Genomic DNA, 15891 nt, shown 5'->3' with positions numbered 1-15891 from the left:
GCTGCGTTTCCGCTGGCCGCGCCGCGGTCGTCGGCTCAATCCAGCACCACAACCCCGGTGGGGTTGATGCAAAAGGCGACGGCTGTCATTTCTTGCGTCGACTCTGCCAGGCAAAGAACGCAGCTGGCCACACAGTGACAGCACAGCAAACTCCCGGTTAACGTACGTACGGTCGGCGGCCATGAAGAAGTTGCTGTGCGGAGTTTCGCTGATGATTCCGCTGATAGGTGTGGCCGCGATGCCTGACACCGTCGCCAGGGCTCACGCCGACCAGGTCACCTTCCTGCCCGACTGGCCGAACCATCGAAACCAGACGGAAAAGACGATATGCGCCGCCCTGTCACAAGGCTGGACACGCCAGCAGATCGTCAGTACGGCCGAAAAGGCCAACAATTCGGACCTGACCGGTGTGGATGACGACGAGGCCGCCGAACGTGCCGACGCATTCATCGACGCGGCGCGCTACCAAGACTGTCCGACGCTCAACGCGAGCTGACCCCCTTCGGTGCGCCCGGGTTTACCCGCTCGGCGCGTCGGGTAACTACCACTCAACGGATCTGCCTCGGGAGGCGTCGAGAACCGTCTGCGCCGGACCGCGAAAGAAGGACTGATCGTGGGCGCCAAGCACCGAATGACCGGATCGCTCAAGCGACCCCGATCACTGGGTGTCGCCGCGCCCATTTCACTGTTGTGTGCGGCGAGCTTCGCGGCGCTGGCGATTACCGGAATTGACATCGAAAATTCAAGCGCACCAAGCCATATGATCTCCGAGGAGGCTCACGAATCGGCCCCGCAGCCGGTGAGCCAGGAGGGAATCCTAATCGCGGTGTCGGCGGACTCGGTAACCGCGCGCAGCGCCAGCGGGTACACCCAAACCTATTTGCTCACCCCGGACACCACCGTGATCACCGGAAACGGCAGCAAACCCCTCACTGTCACTTCACATTTCACGGTCAACGATGCGGTGGATATCGTTGGGACCGTCCAGGGCAATAAAGCACTCGCGACCAGCCTGGCCCATCGCAACGTTGCACACGGTGATGGACCGCCGATGGATGCTGTTGCCGGACAGTAGGTTAACGTCACATGAGCAACGCGCTACAGCCTGATTAGTACCTATTGCCAAGGGGTACTCCACCTTTCAAGACACGTTCCTTGAACGTCGCCCGCCCGGAAGGTGGATCCCCCCGATGACATCGCCTCATCCGATAGACGTCCTGCTCGTCGAAGACGACCCCGGCGATGAGTTGATCACGCGAGAAGCGTTCGAGCATCACAAGATCGCCAACAATCTCCACGTCGCCCGTGATGGGGCCGAGGGATTGGATTTCCTCTACCGGCGTGGCGAATTCCGCGACGCGCCAAGGCCCGATCTCATCTTGTTGGATCTCAACCTGCCCAAATTCAACGGCCGCCAGGTCTTGCAAACCGTCAAATCAGACCCTGACCTGCAAGACATCCCGATCGTCGTACTCACCACGTCGTCGGAGCAAGAAGATGTCTTGCACAGCTACAACCTGCACGCCAATGCCTACGTCACCAAGCCTGTCGACCTCGACCAGTACATGGCCGCTATCCGCCAGATCGACAACTTCTTCGTCCGGATCGTGCAGCTCCCACCACGTCGCTAGCCTTGCGATTTCCAACGGGTCTCAGCGCGTCTATTCATCTGTGGTGAAAGCGATACGCGGCCTTGGTTTTTTCCGGGATCGACGGGGTATGCGAGGGCTTATGAGCGTTGAGGTTCCCCCGGTTTCCGCGGTGCAACTGAGTTGTGCGGGCGCGGCTGATGCCGCGACCGCGTGCCAGTTGCGCCATACCCTGCAAAGCTGGTTGCGGGAGCTGCCACACGCGTCGCCAGAGGTCAGCGGGGACATCATTCTCGGCGTCAACGAAGCTCTGGCCAACTGCGTTGAACACGCCTACAGCGCCCAGCATGCGGTCGGCACCATGAGACTTCAGGCCGGCTACGACCCCGCCGCACAGACCATCAGCGTGTGCGTCAGCGATCGCGGAACCTGGCATCGCCCTTCGCCGCATCAACCTCGGGACCCTCGCGCGTCGCGCGGCATCATGTTGATGCATGCCTTGGCGGACCACTGCACCATCAACGCTGACCCTGACGGCACCACCGTGTGCCTCAATTATTCTGCACTTCAAGAACATTGACTTCGACGCCGGCGACAGCACACAGGTTTTAGCCGTCCTCGAAGGCAATCGACACGCGTACTGGTCCGCGAAGACCCGGGGTGGCCTGCCAAATCGGATCGCCACAAAGCACCGGGCGGCGCGCCAGGATATGTTGCAGCGCAACGGCAATTTCCAGTCGGGCGAGCGCGGCGCCCAGGCAGTAGTGCGATCCGAAGCCGAACGTCAGCGGCGCGGGTCCGGGACGGTCCACTTGAAGCCTGGTGGGCCAGCTAAATACCTCCGGATCGCGGTTCGCAGCGGCGATGACGGCGACGGCCGGTTCGCCGGCATGGATGGCAACACCGCCCACAATCTGGTCAAGCGTGGCGGTGCGCGCCACCGCTTGCACGGGTCCGTCAAGGCGCAGCAACTCGCTGACAAGTCGATCGTCGACCGTGTCGATGGTGTCGACCGGACGCACACCGTTGGGCCTGGGCTTCAAGAGGCGAATCATGGCTGCGCCCAGCAGGTTTGCTGTTGTCTGATGTCCGGCGACACCGATGATCGCCGCGGTGGTGACGACGTCGTCGAGTTCGAGGTTCGGGTCGGCCGCGATATAACCGAGCAGGTCGTCGCGGCGGTGGGTACGGCGGTCGGCCGCCAGCGGGAGAAGCTCGGCGAGCAGCGCCGCGAAGGCCGCTGTTCCGGCTTCGACGGCGCTGGTGTCCCCGACGTCATTGATCATCCGGCTGATCGCCGGCGATTCTTCACCGAGCAGCCGCGCCGTGTCGACATCGAGACCCATCCAGGCCGCGACGACAGCGATCGGTAGCGGTGATGCGATTTCGGTCATGAAGTCGAACTCGACTCCGGCGGGTATGAGGTCGATCGTTTCCGTCGCGATCGCTTCGATGCCTTCGTGGAGACCAGCGATAAATGCGGGAGTGAAGACGTCGCGAACCGAATCGCGCAGCCGCTGATGATCCGCGCCGTCGTTGAATAAGATGTTGCTGCGCAACGTATCTCGATCGACGGCCGGAAGGACATCCCGGGTGTTGGCGTTCGCCAACGGGCTACTCGTCCAGCCGGCACCGGAGAGGATCTGTTGCACGGGCTGATAGCCGAGGACTAGCCACGCCCTCATCCCGTGTTCCCAGACCACGTCGCCCTCACGGCGTCGTCGGTGTTCGTAGTATGAGAAAGGGTCCGCCGCGTCCCACGGCAACCGTGCCGTCGCCGGGATGTCAGGGATGTCAGGGATGGTCATGGCGGCCCAATGCCGACGGGAGACGGCGCTCGCGGACCCAGGCGTGGTGCAGCTTGCCCATTTCAGTCACCGGCTTCGCTACGCCGTCCATGTCGTCGATGATCGACCGGGCCGGCAGGGTCGCACGCAGGCCAACGCACACACTGAAGATGGCGAGTTGGAGGCGTGGGCTGAACACGTAATCGTCGGGCGCGCGCATGCGGTTCAGGGGATGGTCGACGTTACGCAGGTCGAGCAAGCCGTGCATGGTGCGTGCCATCGTCTCGGGCGTGTAGGTGGCCGGCTGGGGCGCCGCGATGACCTCATAGAGCATTTCCGACTGCCAGAGATGTAGCTCATCAGCGGTCAGGTCGGAGTCGGCGGTGAGGAAGCCGGCCTGCACCATGAGGTCGCGGTAGTCGAGTTTGCGGCGCTCGATCAAGGCGCGCATCATGGCGACCCAGAGCCAGCGCTGCCGTTCGGGCAGGACCTTCACGCAGCCGTAGTCGACGAAACCGACGGTGCCATCATTGCTGAATCGGTAGTTCCCTGGGTGGGGGTCGGCGTGCAGCAGGTTCGCGTGCCGGAAATTTCCTTGGCTGAAACGCAGGATGGCCTCTGCCCAGCTGTTTTTCAGATCCTGATCGGCCTGTTGTGCTTGCGCCCAGTCCATCCCGTCGAGGTAGGTCATCGTCAGCACCCGATCGGTGGACGCGCCGGGAATGACGTCGGGAACTCGGATAAACGGGTGGCCCCGATAGAGTTCACCGAACGCCGCAATGCTGGCTGCCTCGTGACGATAGTCGATCTCTTCGGAAATCCGCCGCGCCGCCTCGCGCGCCACCGACCGCACATCCGGCTTCACTCCCGACGCCGACGTGAAGAACCGCACAAACGTCGCCAGCAACTCCGTATTGGCCAGATCATCGCGGATTGCCTGACCCACACCGGGGTACTGGATCTTGACGGCAACCTGGCGACCGTCGTGCAAGACCGCGCGGTGCACTTGACCGATCGACGCGGCAGCGATCGGCTCATCGGTGAAGTCCGCGAACTGGTGGACGGCTGAACCGAGTTCGGCGTCGAGGACTTCACGAACCAGGTCGGGATGCATCGGCGGAGCGTCGGCCTGCAGCCGGCTCATGGCTCTCTGATATGGCCAGAACCCGCCCGTGCCCAGCGCACGGGTGTCGATCATCGACATGATCTGGCCGAGCTTCATCAGGACACCCTTGGAATGCCCGAGTAATTCGGTGTAGCGCTCGGCGGTGCGTTCGTGGAACCGTTCGACCGCGCCGTCGTCCCCCGCGCGCTCTCGCAATCCCGCGACAAGTCGGCCGCCGGCGGCCCTCGCGGTGAAGCCCACCAACGGCATGGTGCGGTGGATCCTGCCCTGCGGGAGCGGGCCGTCGTGATGCGGCATTCGGCCTTCACCCAATCCTGGCTATTAAAGTGGTACCTTGTACAAGGTAAGTGATCACTTTGGAGGGGTCAATGACGACACCCGCGTCAACACGGGACCGGCTGGTCGGCGAGGCCATGCGGCTTTTCAGTGCCAAGGGATTCGATGCGACCAGTGTCTCCCAGATTGAAGCCGCCGCCGGCTTGGCAGCCGGCTCTGGAGCCCTGTATCACCATTTCAAATCCAAAGAAGAGCTGCTGAACGCCGGCATCGATCGCCAGCTGGACCGCCGCCACGCCATGCACGACATTCGCAGCCTTTTCGCGGGCCTCGGCGACATGCACGCCGAGTTGACCGTCCTGGGCAGGTACTTGCTCTCGGTCATCGACGAAGAAATCGAACTCCTGCAGATCGCAGCGCGCACCTCCGCGGGTCGATCCGCCCGCCTGGACACCGCCTATGCCGCCCTCGTCGATACCCTCAATGCCGAACTGGCAGAGTGGATTACCGCCTGGGCACCCACGATCGCGCAACAACAGGCCAAGATTTTGGCCGCGCTCGGCGTGAACGGTGTCCTCGGTGCCCGCTTCGCGACCTGCCTGTTTCATCAGTCCGAGACGCGAGTGCCCGACGATCACTACCTCGCCGAGTGGACCGAGGTGCTGGCCGCGCGCATCCGGGCGCTCAGCGGCGACTGATCAGTAAACGTCGCGCAGATAGCGATGGTTCTTCATCAGCTCGTTGACATACGCGTGCGCGGCGGCGTCGTCCATTCCGCCGCCGCGGGCCACAATGCCGCGCAGGGCCGCGTCGACGTCCTTGGCCATTCGTTCGGCGTCCCCGCACACGTACACGTATGCGCCGTCCTGTAGCCAGCTGAAGATATCCGCTGAGTTCTCCCACATGCGGTGCTGCACATACTGTTTCGGGTCTCCGGCCGCCCCGTCACGGGAGAACGCGCAGTCGAGTCGGGTGAGGGTGCCGGACGCGACGAACGCGTCGAGCTCGTCGCCGTAGAGGTAATCGCAGCCGCGCCGGCGGTCCCCGAAGAACAACCACGCGCGGCCCGACGCGCCGACGGCCTGCCGTTCCTGCAGGAACCCGCGAAACGGTGCAATGCCGGTGCCCGGACCGATCATGATGATGGGCACGTCGGCCGCGGGCAGGCGGAAGGAATGGTTGGGCCGCAGGTGAACCCGTACCGTGTCGCCGCGGTCCGCCAGGAAAGTCGAGGCCACGCCGCCATGCCGGCGATCTCCGACCGTGTAGCGCACCGACGCCACCGTCAGGTGCACCTGGTCGGGATGCACCAGCGGGCTCGACGCGATCGAATAGTCGCGCGACTGAAGTGGGCGCAGGGTGTCGACGACTTCATCGACGGTCAGCTCGCCCAGCCTGATCAGGTCGAGCACGTCCTTGCCGTACCACCAAGAGCCCGGCCCGGCAACGGCTTCGGGGCCCAGCGCGCTGGCCGCGTCCGGAGTTCGGGAGGCGACCAATGTCTGCAGCGCTCGCGACGGTGTCCGGATCTCCAGGTGATCGGCGAGCAGCGTCCCGAGCCGCTCGTCATAGCCCATGACGGCATGGTCGGCGCCCACGCCGAGCTCGCTCAGGATCGCGTTGACGAGGATCGGATCGTTGCTGGCATGCACAGCGATGGAATCGCCTGTGTCGTAAGCGATCCCGGAACCGAACAGGTCCACCTCGTAGTGGCGGACCTCCTTGTCGGACTCGGCTGTGGTGAGCAGTCGGTTGACCACGATGCGCGCATCAAAAAGCGGTTGACTGCGATCGCGGCGGGCCTGTTCGGCATTGTCGGCCGGGAGCACCTCCGGCACGCTGACGACCACCGCGGGGGCGGGATCGGTGCGGCCGGCCACCAGCAGCTTGACGAGATCGTTCGTCCACGCCTCGGCCTCGGCCACATAGACGCCGTCGACATCGACTCGGTCCATCAGCCGGATGCCGCCCAGGGCGCCCAGTTGCTCGTCGAGGAGCCGCCCAGCGTTGCAGAACTGCTCGTATCCGGTGTCACCGAGGGCAAGCACCGCGAACCTCAAATGCTCAAGCCGCTCGGCCCCCTCGGCGCTGATCGCCTCCCAGAACAACGAGGCGTTGTCCGGGAACTCGCCCTCGCCCCACGTCGAACACACGACGACGAAGTGAGTCGCCGACTGCAGGTCGGCCGGCTCGACCTGGTTGAGTTCGATTGCGGCGGCGCTGATGCCGAGGGCCTCTTCGACCGCTTCGGCAAACGTCATGGCGGCATCCTCGGCATTGCCCATGTCACTGCCGTAGCCGACAACCAGCGAGAATTCCGGTTGAGAAGTCATGATCGCTCCCGTTGTCGTCGCGCGCGAGACTCACCGTCTCCATAAGCTTAGGCTTACCTTAGTTTTTCGGAACGAGTGCCGCAACAACCTTGACCACGGCACACCCACGGTCAGCGGACGCGGGGACTAACTCTTGTCGCGCTTGCGGGAGAGGAACGCCCGCATGTGCTGCTGGGGCTCGCCGGTCAGGAATGCCAGACCGAACTGCTCGACGCTGTCCTCGATCGCCCCATGAACGGTCATGTCGAACCATTTGTTGAGCAGGCGCTTTTGTTGGCGGACCGCGGACGTGCCGAAGCCACTGAGTTTCGTCGTGAGGTCGGCGATGCGACGGTCGAGTTCTTCGGGGGCGACGACCTCATGGACAAGCCCCCAACCGGCCGCCGTCTCCGCGTCGATCGTCTCGCCGGTCAGCAATAGCCAGCCCGCATGCGAGGCCCCGATCAGCGCGGGCAACAAGGCCGAGTGGATAACCGATGGGATCCCGACGGCCACTTCCGGCATCCCGAATTTAGCCCCCGACTCCGCGATTCGCAGATCGCAGGAGATCGCGACCTCCAGGCCGCCGCCGAGGCACCAACCCGCGAGCCGGGCGACGACGGGCACCGGGCATTCGCGAATCGCCTCACACAAGCCCGCGAGGCGCCGGATGAAAACCTCGCCGGTGGACCGATCCAGATCGACCATCTCGTTGATGTCGGCCCCGCCGATGAATGCCTGCTCACCCGCTCCGCGCAACACCACGACCCGGACGTCGCCGTCGTGGCCGATCAAGCGGAATGCCTGGGTCAGTTCCTCGATGGCCCCGCTACCCAAGATGTTGAGCGTCTTGGAATTGATCAGCTCGACGGTGACCAGGCCGCCGTCGCGGCCCAGCCTGACGAATCGTCGTTCCAACTACGGGATTTCGCTGTGGTCGTCAGTAAAGCGGAATCCACACGCCGAAGAACCAGTAACCCCAGCCGCCGAACTGCCAGTTGAAGACCGGAACGACGGTGAAGGTGTTGTAGGCGAACGGCGAGAAGTTGGAGCGGGCATACACCACGTCACGCGGCGGCCCGGCCCACGGGCGGTTCCAGCCACCGGCAGGCGGCGGTCCGTCCCAGCCACCCGGAGGCGGCGGGCCTTGCCAGTGTGGCGGCGGGTGGCCCGGAGGCGGACCATCGTTCCAGCCCCAGCCCCGCGGCGGCGGCGGAGGCGGTGCCCCGTGGCCGACGATGCTGAAGCCGACGGACGAGTCCATCGGACCGCCGATCTCGGCGGTGGCCGTCAGGTAGGTGCCACGCGGCTGGTAGGGCTCGTGCGGAGGTTGAGTGCTCGGCGCGACCACGGTCCGGGTGGGCCGCTGTCCGGACGGCGAGGTGGTTTGGCTGCCCGCCGGCGTCGTGGTTTGGGAGCTCGGGGCAGTGGTCGTTTGTTCGGCCGGCGTCGTCGTGTGTGAGCTCGGCGGCGTTGTGGTCTGTTCGGCCGGCGTCGTCGTTTGGGTGACCGGCGGCGTCGTGGTCTGCGTGGCAGGTGCGGTCGTGGTCGGCGCACTCGCGGTTGTTTGCGGCGCGGTGGTGTGCGGACTCGGCTGCTCGGTGGTCTGCGGCGCGGCCGTCGTCTGAGGGGCGGCCGTGGTCTGCGGCGCGGCGGTGGTCTGCGGAACCGCCGTGGATGCCGGCGCGACAGAGGTTGCCGGCGCTTCCGGGCTGTGCGGTCCACCACCGGGCCCGCCGGGACCACCGTGGCAGTTGCCGCCCGGGCACGGCGGCGGTGGGTCGAGTGGGAAGGCACTCGCGAATCCCGGGTTCAACGCCGAGATACTGAGCCCCGCCGCGAGCGCTATCGCGCTGACACGCTTCTTAGACATAGCTGCGTCTCCTCTGGGGTTCGGCCCCGACGACGTCTCATTGGCCCGCGCTACGGGCAGGTCAGGTCCATCTCAAAAGGCTTGGTTATCGTCTGCGGCTGATCCGGGTTCGTCATGTCGGTCCCGGTTGCGGTGCCCTTGATCGCGTAGGTCTTGCCGTCCACCGCGGCCCCGGCGTTGCTGGCCTGGTTCGGCGCGGCATCGGAATAGCCGAGGGCGATGCCGTTGACGTTGCCCAGCCCGACCGCGTGCACGATGGGCGGGTTGGCGGTGCTGATCACCGCGCCCACGCCCGCGGAGGCATCACCGATGCCGATGTTGATGTTGTCACCGGCCGGCGTACAAGTGACCGCGCCGGTGACGTTCTGCTTTTGGCCGTCCACGATGACCTGGGGGCCGGCCGGTGCCGCTGCCGTACCCGATGCACCGGTGTTGGACTTGTTGCTCGAACAGCCGACACAGCTTGCGACCACCATGGCCACGCCCGCCGCGCCGATCACGATCTCACGTTTCACCGCCCACTCCTTCGTGTTGCTGGTGCCGCTACCTTCACGTTCGCCGCTGTCAACACCTACGGACCCTACCGGGCAGGGCCGGTCCGTACGCAAGACACCGGTCCGGCTTGTACCCACTACCGAGCTCGGCGAAACCGTGGTTTCCCGCGGCCGACGGCGCGGCACCCGTCAGGGCAGGAGGTGGATTCCCCACTTGCCCAGCAGCGGCTGCACGAGGGTGAAGTACGTGGTGTTGTCGTCACCCTCGGGCGAGGACATCAAGATGCCGACCGCGCTCACGCTGCCGTCGTCGTTCTTCACGTAGCCGGGACTGCCGCTGTCGCCCCCCAGACTAAACACGCTGGCTTCGACCACGTCGCCGTCGATGCTGGTGATCGTGCCGCAGGTCTCCCCCGTAACCGCCCCCAGCTTGCAAAAGGGCGTACCCACCTTAAGTTGGCTGCTGCCCAACACATCTCGCACCATCAAACCGCCGACACCACCGGTCGGCACACCGACGGCAGGGTTGAGGCGGATGATGGCGGCGTCGCGCTTGTCGCCTTCTTTCTCACTGGCGGTGATCGTTCCGAGCGGGACGCTCGCGCCGTAGGTCCACGTCGAACCGTCGTGCGCGTCGCAGTGCCCGCTGGTCAGCAAGTAATAGCTGCCATCATCGCCCTGGGCCGCGAAACCCGCTGTGCACTTTCCGCTTTCATCTTCGAGCTGCACGCCCGGCGTCGGCGGCGCCTCTGCCGCAGCCGTATTCGCGAACATCGTCGCCGCCGCCATCAAGGCAACGGACAACCCCAACCCCTGCAACCGCGCTATAACCACGCCGCTCTCCTCTATGTCGGGCCAGGATGCTACCAGCCGAAGGCGACTTGTAGCTGGTCAGAGGGGCGGCGGACCGCCGTTACGGGTTTGCGCCCCCCCGGGTCGCCGACAGTGGCCGGTCATAGGGCGGATCTCTGCGGTCGTGCGCGGCGACCGCATCGTCGTGATAAGCCGAGCGCAGCAGCTCCCGATCACGTCGATCGATGCCCCGTGCGTAGCGCTGCACGCAGTCGAAGATCTCGGCTCGGGCTTCCAGGCGGGCCACCCGGTCACGCAGTTCGGCGTCGGTCGTCATCGGCCATCCCATTCGGTTGTGCCGACGATCCAGTGACGCCGACGGCGATTCTTCGGAACAAATATTAGGGACCGTAACAGGAGGTTCGCAATGGCCGGGCGCACTTCTCAAACGGCAGCGAAGTTATCCCGCGTCGACGTGGCGGGACAGGAAATCCAGCACGGCTCCGGCGAACACGTCGTTGCGATCGCCGGCGACCATATGCCCCGCACCGTGGACATCGGTGAACTCGACCTCAGGAAAGCGCGCCAAAAATTCGTCGGCGCGCTCCTGGCTGACCAGGTCGCTCACTTGGCCACGAACCAGGAGCATGGGCACACCGCTGCGCAGGATCGCCTCGACGGCGGTGTGCATGCGATCGGCGTCGGTGACCTCGAATGGCGGGAAAGCCGCGGTGCCACTGATGAATTGGGGATCCCAGTGCCAATACCAGCGATCGCCGCGACGGCGCAGGTTGGTGGTCAAGCCGTCGAGATCGGTCGGCCGGGGGCGGTGGGGGTTGTATTCGGCGATCGCGTCGGCGACTTCCTCAAGTGAGGCGAAGCCGGATTCCACCCGGTCGGACATGAAGCTGTGAATGCGATTCGCCCCCGATTGCTCCATGTTGGGAACGATGTCGACAAGAACGACGGCACTGGCGATGCCGGGCGAGATCTCCCCCGCCAGCAGCATCGAAGTGAATCCGCCCAGCGAGGCGCCCACCAGCACCGGTTTCGGGGGCAGGCCCCGCAGCACCTCTTGGACATCGGCGGCGAAGCTGACGACGCGATAGTCGCCTTCGCTGGACCAGTCCGACTCGCCATGACCGCGCAAATCGATCGTGACGGCTTGCCAGCCGCGATTGGCGACCGCGGCCGCCGCACGGCCCCAGGAACGCCGGGTCTGCCCCCCGCCGTGCAGGAACACCACCGCCCGCGAAAGCGGATCGCCCTGCCGGTCAGCGGCGATACGAATGCCGCCCATCCCCGAGGTGGAGAACTGTTCAGGAGCCGTCGTCATCAGGAGATGATAAGACGACCTCGCTATGTCGTTGCCGCCTGGGGATACTCGCATTTACGCCCGCGTCAGCGTTTGTCGGGAACACTCGCAAACTTCATCCGCTAACCACCTGGTCCGCGTACAGTTTTCCGGTCGACCCTCAAGCGGCGAGAGGACAGCGATGTCTGAGCTTGAATCCGAATTCTGTGTCGTCGGTGCGGGATACGCCGGGCTAACCGCGGCATACCGCCTTCATCGAGCAGGCCACTCCGTGACGGTGCTCGAGGCCTCGCCGCGCATCGGCGGTCGCACCTGGAGTGCACAGCTCTCGGACGGCACCTTGTTCGAGATCGGCGGGCAATGGGTGGCCGACGCGCAGGCGCAGCCCGATATCCGGCGGCTGATGGACGAACTCGACGTCGAGGTGTACGCGCAATACGACCAAGGCAAGACGATATTTGTGGATTCCTCGAACAAGGTCCACGAGTACGACGCCCACGATTCCAATCCGCTCAAAGCGTTGCCTCCGATATCCATGCCCGCGAAATTGGATTTGGGCAAGGCCATCCTCAGCATGGAAAAGATGTCCGAGGTCGTCGATCCCGAGGCACCGTGGGACGACATCAAGTTTCCGTTCACGGTCAGTCTGGGACCCGGCACGACGCGTGAAGCCGACCAGATGACCGTTCAGTCGTGGTTCGACCTGAACATCATCACCAAGGACGCAAAGGCGCTCCTGGGTGCCGCCATCGTCGGATACACGGGTGTCGAACTCGGTGCATGTTCGCTCCTGCATTGGCTTTTCGTGCTGAAAACCTACCGGAGCAAGCTGTTCAACATGAGTGGCCAGGCCCCGGGACAAGCGCAGCAATATCGGGTCCGCGGCGGAATGCGGCAGATAGCCGATCGGATCGTGGCCAAGCTGGATCCGGATAGCGTCCACACCGGGTCGCCGGTCCGCCAGATCACCCAGGACGCAAGCGGAGTCACGGTCAGCGCGGAGAACGTCAGCGTGCGGGCGCGCCGCGTCGTCGTCGCGACGAATATCTCGATGACGAACTTCATCGGTTTCGATCCGATACTGCCGCCGGACCGCGCTCAGTTGCAGCACCGGGTGCCGACGGGTTCCTTCTGGAAGATCTGGCTCGTTTACGACGAGGCGTTCTGGCGCAAGCGTGGGCTGGTCGGCGAATCGATCTCCATCTACGCCGGCGATTACAGCCCCAATGCGCGGGAAAGCGCATTCGACGAGACCAGCGACAAGCCCGGACTGATGAGCGTTTTCATTGCCGGCGACAAGGCGCGCGACTTCAATCGGTTGACCCGGGCGGAGCGCAAAGCGCAAGTGCTAAAGGAAATGTCGCATCGATTCGGAGCGGACGGCGCGCAGCTCTCGGAGCGGATCACGTTCCCGGCGGTATTGCCGCAGAACCCGGAGCCCGATTCCTACTTCGAGTTCAACTGGTCGATGGACGAATGGACGCGCGGGGATTTCGCCGGTTGCATGGGGCCGGGCGTTTGGACGGGGTCCGGATTCGGCCCGGCGGTACGCGAGCCGGTTGGACGCGTGCACTGGGCGGGTGTCGATACGTCCACGTACTCGTATCACTGTGTCAGCGGCGCGGCGCAATCGGGCGAGCGCGCAGCCGCCGAAGTGCTTGCAGCCGAATAGGTTCCGGCCGTCGACTACCAGTATTCGATGAACGGTTTCATCACGCGCTCACCAGTTCGATGCGGGGTCCGGTGACACCTTTGCAGTACGCACGTTGGTTTTTGCCCGGCTATCGCTGGCCGTTGTCCTGCTGGCGATTGCACCGTCAATGAAGTGCGTGGCTATATGGCTGTTCGGCGATAAGGAGAGTAAAGATTCAGGCTTCGTAGGCAAGCATCTCTACTGGCTGAGCAGCGACTGGGCCATCCCCTGATCGTGGAAGGCGTGTTCGCCCTAGCCATCATCGTCCTCGGGGTCGCCTACCCCGATCGCTTCCGCCTTAGCCGGGTGCGGCGGTGGCTGCGAAACCAGTGGCGCCGGTTGATGGATCGACTTCGCCGCCCGGAAACGGGCTCACCGCAAGAAGTTTCATCGCCAACAACTGGCGCCCGCGAAACCTGATGGAAGTCCCTGAACCTCAGGACACCTGCTCCTTGTGGGCCTTGATTGGCGTACTACTCGGCGGCAGCTTGAGCAGATTGCCGCGCAGGCTGCCCCGCGTGGTACGGATGGCCACCAGCAACCAGGTGAAGAGCAGACCGGCGTAGGCGATGGCCGCGGCCACTCTGAAGGCGGGCAGGTGCGTGTGAGCGGCAAGCTGCGAAGTCCCGGTCACGAAGGTGCCGACCGGGAACGTCAGGCTCCACCACGTCAGGGCGAACGGCATCCCGCGGCGCAGGGTGCGCACGGTGAGCGCGGTGGCCAATGCGATCCACAACACCGCGAAGCCCCACACCGGAACTCCGTACAGGATCGAGAATGTGTTCATGTCCTCGGCCACGTCGTGGTCGATGGAGCCGTGCGCCGCGGCCGTCCCGAGAAGTCCTGCGGCCGTGATGGATTGGCCCAGCGGACCCAACACGATCCACAGCGTCGGCACCCGCGCGGTGCCCGAGGTGCCGTACAGCACGAGTCGGCTCCAGATCATCGCGATGATGTTGAACGAGGCCAGCAACGACAACCCGAACATCGCGTAACAGAAATAGAGCATGGTTTGACGGCCGGTGCCCGCGGCTATGTGCGGCAGCAACAGCGCTCCCATCGCCGCGGTCACCATCGGCGGAACGACGGGCATCAGCCAGCCGCCGAATGCCGCGTCGGGTTCGACGTCGTGCTGGGTGAACATCAGAAACGGAATGGAGACCGCGGTGAACAGCCCGCCGAGAGTGCCCGCGGTCCACAGCACCCAGTCCAGGTCGACGGCAATGCGCGCGCCGATCAGATCCCGGCCGACCACCATCGCTCCGCCGCCGACGGTCATCAGCGCCATGGGTGCGGCGCCATAAAAATGGGCCATCTGCGGATTGCGGGCATGGCCGCGCGCGACCGTCGGGTGGCGTAGCCAGTGACTACCCACCAAGACGATCAGCACCGCCAGCAGCACGGCGGCGATCACCCACACCACTTCCGCGAACGCGCGCAGCCCCACCACGTGGAACGGCAGCGTCGCACCGCCGATAGCAACGATTCCCGTTCCCATTACCGAGGCAAACCAGTTGGGCCCGATATTGCCGAGCACCTCGACCCGAGTATGCGACCGCGGTGGGTTGTCAGGGGTTGCACGCGTCATAGCTGACAGACCCTACTTCCCCGGGATTGCTCAATGTTGCGCTTACACTCCTTCGGTGACGTATTCCGTGCAAACGAGGCGCACCTTGAACAAAGCCCCAATCGTGATCGGGATCATCGTCATGCTGGCAATCGGTGTGCTCGCGCTTCCGACCAAGCAACGGTGCGGTGCGCCGGGCCTCACCTGTGCCACAACATTGGATAAGCAGGGCTACGTTCACTTTTACTACGAGGTTGAACCGCTCGGCGTATACCTCGCAGAAATCGTCACCGGATCGAATATCCGGATCTACTACCATTCGGGCGAAGACCTCGAACGGGTCAACTAACCCTCTGCCGCAACAACTTTCGTTAGCCGTGGCAAATCTGCAACGCGTAGGTCACGGGCTCGGCGGGCGGCACGTCGAGCTGAGATGAAACCGTGAGCGCTGGATTCACGAAGTCTTTGTCGAAACCGAATTTCGATAGGTTCAGCGTCATCTCGATGGTGTCGGGCGCCGTCCGCCGGGCGTGCGTGCCGAGATCCGTCCGGATGTCCGCACCGTCACCCCGGACGTTGCGGATCGCCAAGTCGTCGCTGTCCTGTCGCTGGTTCAGCACGGCAAACGCCGTGCCGTTGTTTGCGAGGCGGTAAGTCATTTGGAAGCCCGGCGACGCCGGCAGCGGTTGAGCGAAGTGCGCCTCGAGCTGGAGCACGTTGGTCCGGGGATGAGTGACACCGACCGAGGCGACGGTGATCGCGGGCGGCGGCCTGGTTCCGGATTGCACCTGGCAAACAAGTCGGCTCGGCAGGTGCGACCAATCGTCGCCCGACGGCCGCACCCAGTTGTAGAAGCCGACGATCACGGCGGCCACCAGCAAAACCAGGGGAATTACCGTCCGTAGGCCTGGTGGGATCTGCTGCCAGGCCCGCCGTAAGCCGTGCTCAGGCACCTGCGGATCGGGATTGTCCGCGTGTTTGTCTCCGTCCGGTGACGAGTCGGAATCGATCTCGTCGGCCATGTTCTCCTCCTGAGAGGAGGTCCGCGACGCCCGCGGACCCCAAGC

General features: G+C 64.5%; 18 protein-coding genes. 7 read left to right on the top strand and 11 right to left on the bottom strand.

Annotated features, from left to right (window positions below; translation table 11 throughout):
* Positions 1-181 precede the first annotated feature (181 nt).
* The 4 genes from LMQ14_RS03110 to LMQ14_RS03095 all read left to right on the top strand — a co-directional run bounded on the left by LMQ14_RS03110 (position 182) and on the right by LMQ14_RS03095 (position 2169).
* A complete protein-coding gene (locus tag LMQ14_RS03110; RefSeq protein ID WP_267733388.1) occupies positions 182-496 on the top strand; it encodes a hypothetical protein in 315 nt (104 codons plus the stop codon).
* A 117-nt stretch (positions 497-613) separates the two neighbouring features.
* Entirely contained in the window at positions 614-1075 is a 462-nt protein-coding gene (locus LMQ14_RS03105; protein ID WP_267733387.1) for a hypothetical protein, read from the top strand.
* 115 nt (positions 1076-1190) lie between these two features.
* Complete coding sequence (locus tag LMQ14_RS03100) at positions 1191-1631, top strand: response regulator (protein ID WP_267733386.1); 441 nt, start codon at positions 1191-1193, stop codon at positions 1629-1631.
* Positions 1632-1761: 130 nt separating this feature from the next.
* Positions 1762-2169, top strand: a complete 408-nt coding sequence (locus tag LMQ14_RS03095) for an ATP-binding protein (RefSeq protein WP_420714655.1) — start codon at positions 1762-1764, stop codon at positions 2167-2169.
* 28 nt (positions 2170-2197) lie between these two features.
* On the opposite strand, the gene LMQ14_RS03090 is transcribed toward LMQ14_RS03095, so the two are convergent.
* Positions 2198-3397, bottom strand: coding sequence for a cytochrome P450 (locus tag LMQ14_RS03090; protein WP_267733384.1), 1200 nt, complete (start codon positions 3395-3397; stop codon positions 2198-2200).
* Positions 3384-4799 carry an ABC1 kinase family protein gene (locus LMQ14_RS03085; protein ID WP_267733383.1) on the bottom strand — a complete coding sequence of 472 codons (1416 nt, stop codon included), beginning with the start codon at positions 4797-4799 and terminating at the stop codon, positions 3384-3386. The genes LMQ14_RS03090 and LMQ14_RS03085 overlap by 14 nt, the downstream gene beginning before the upstream one ends.
* A gap of 71 nt (positions 4800-4870) precedes the next feature.
* On the opposite strand from LMQ14_RS03085, the gene LMQ14_RS03080 reads away from it, so the two are divergent.
* Positions 4871-5476, top strand: a complete 606-nt coding sequence (locus LMQ14_RS03080; RefSeq protein WP_267733382.1) for a TetR/AcrR family transcriptional regulator — start codon at positions 4871-4873, stop codon at positions 5474-5476.
* Here LMQ14_RS03080 and LMQ14_RS03075 read toward each other — a convergent pair whose 3' ends face one another.
* The 7 genes from LMQ14_RS03075 to LMQ14_RS03045 all read right to left on the bottom strand — a co-directional run bounded on the left by LMQ14_RS03075 (position 5477) and on the right by LMQ14_RS03045 (position 11585).
* Positions 5477-7111, bottom strand: coding sequence for a diflavin oxidoreductase (locus tag LMQ14_RS03075; RefSeq protein ID WP_267733381.1), 1635 nt, complete (start codon positions 7109-7111; stop codon positions 5477-5479).
* A gap of 126 nt (positions 7112-7237) precedes the next feature.
* Positions 7238-8008 carry an enoyl-CoA hydratase gene (locus LMQ14_RS03070; protein WP_267733380.1) on the bottom strand — a complete coding sequence of 257 codons (771 nt, stop codon included), beginning with the start codon at positions 8006-8008 and terminating at the stop codon, positions 7238-7240.
* Between the two features lie 22 nt (positions 8009-8030).
* Positions 8031-8963, bottom strand: coding sequence for an MAP_0585 family protein (locus LMQ14_RS03065; RefSeq protein WP_267733379.1), 933 nt, complete (start codon positions 8961-8963; stop codon positions 8031-8033).
* Between the two features lie 50 nt (positions 8964-9013).
* Positions 9014-9478: a lipoprotein LpqH gene (locus LMQ14_RS03060; protein ID WP_267733378.1), complete on the bottom strand. Its 465-nt coding sequence runs from the start codon at positions 9476-9478 to the stop codon at positions 9014-9016.
* A gap of 168 nt (positions 9479-9646) precedes the next feature.
* The gene (locus tag LMQ14_RS03055) at positions 9647-10291 is read right to left on the bottom strand and encodes a S1 family peptidase (RefSeq protein WP_267733377.1); all 645 of its coding nucleotides are present in this window, start codon (positions 10289-10291) and stop codon (positions 9647-9649) included.
* Positions 10292-10370: 79 nt separating this feature from the next.
* Positions 10371-10586, bottom strand: a complete 216-nt coding sequence (locus tag LMQ14_RS03050) for a nuclear transport factor 2 family protein (protein ID WP_267733376.1) — start codon at positions 10584-10586, stop codon at positions 10371-10373.
* Positions 10587-10709: 123 nt separating this feature from the next.
* Positions 10710-11585, bottom strand: a complete 876-nt coding sequence (locus tag LMQ14_RS03045) for an alpha/beta fold hydrolase (RefSeq protein ID WP_267733375.1) — start codon at positions 11583-11585, stop codon at positions 10710-10712.
* Positions 11586-11610: 25 nt separating this feature from the next.
* Between LMQ14_RS03045 and LMQ14_RS03040 the strand changes: the two genes are divergently transcribed.
* Positions 11611-13236, top strand: coding sequence for a flavin monoamine oxidase family protein (locus tag LMQ14_RS03040; protein WP_324291098.1), 1626 nt, complete (start codon positions 11611-11613; stop codon positions 13234-13236).
* A 457-nt stretch (positions 13237-13693) separates the two neighbouring features.
* Here LMQ14_RS03040 and LMQ14_RS03035 read toward each other — a convergent pair whose 3' ends face one another.
* Positions 13694-14845 (bottom strand): TDT family transporter, encoded by a 1152-nt coding sequence (locus LMQ14_RS03035; RefSeq protein ID WP_267733373.1) that lies wholly within the window; start codon positions 14843-14845, stop codon positions 13694-13696.
* Positions 14846-14930: 85 nt separating this feature from the next.
* On the opposite strand from LMQ14_RS03035, the gene LMQ14_RS03030 reads away from it, so the two are divergent.
* Complete coding sequence (locus LMQ14_RS03030) at positions 14931-15173, top strand: hypothetical protein (RefSeq protein WP_267735323.1); 243 nt, start codon at positions 14931-14933, stop codon at positions 15171-15173.
* Between the two features lie 22 nt (positions 15174-15195).
* On the opposite strand, the gene LMQ14_RS03025 is transcribed toward LMQ14_RS03030, so the two are convergent.
* Positions 15196-15846: a DUF2510 domain-containing protein gene (locus tag LMQ14_RS03025; protein WP_267733372.1), complete on the bottom strand. Its 651-nt coding sequence runs from the start codon at positions 15844-15846 to the stop codon at positions 15196-15198.
* Between the last annotated feature and the right edge of the window lie 45 nt (positions 15847-15891).

Origin of the sequence: Mycobacterium sp. Aquia_213 (assembly GCF_026625985.1) — a bacterium.
Classification (GTDB): domain Bacteria; phylum Actinomycetota; class Actinomycetes; order Mycobacteriales; family Mycobacteriaceae; genus Mycobacterium.
This window is presented reverse-complemented; position numbering and strand designations above follow the sequence as displayed.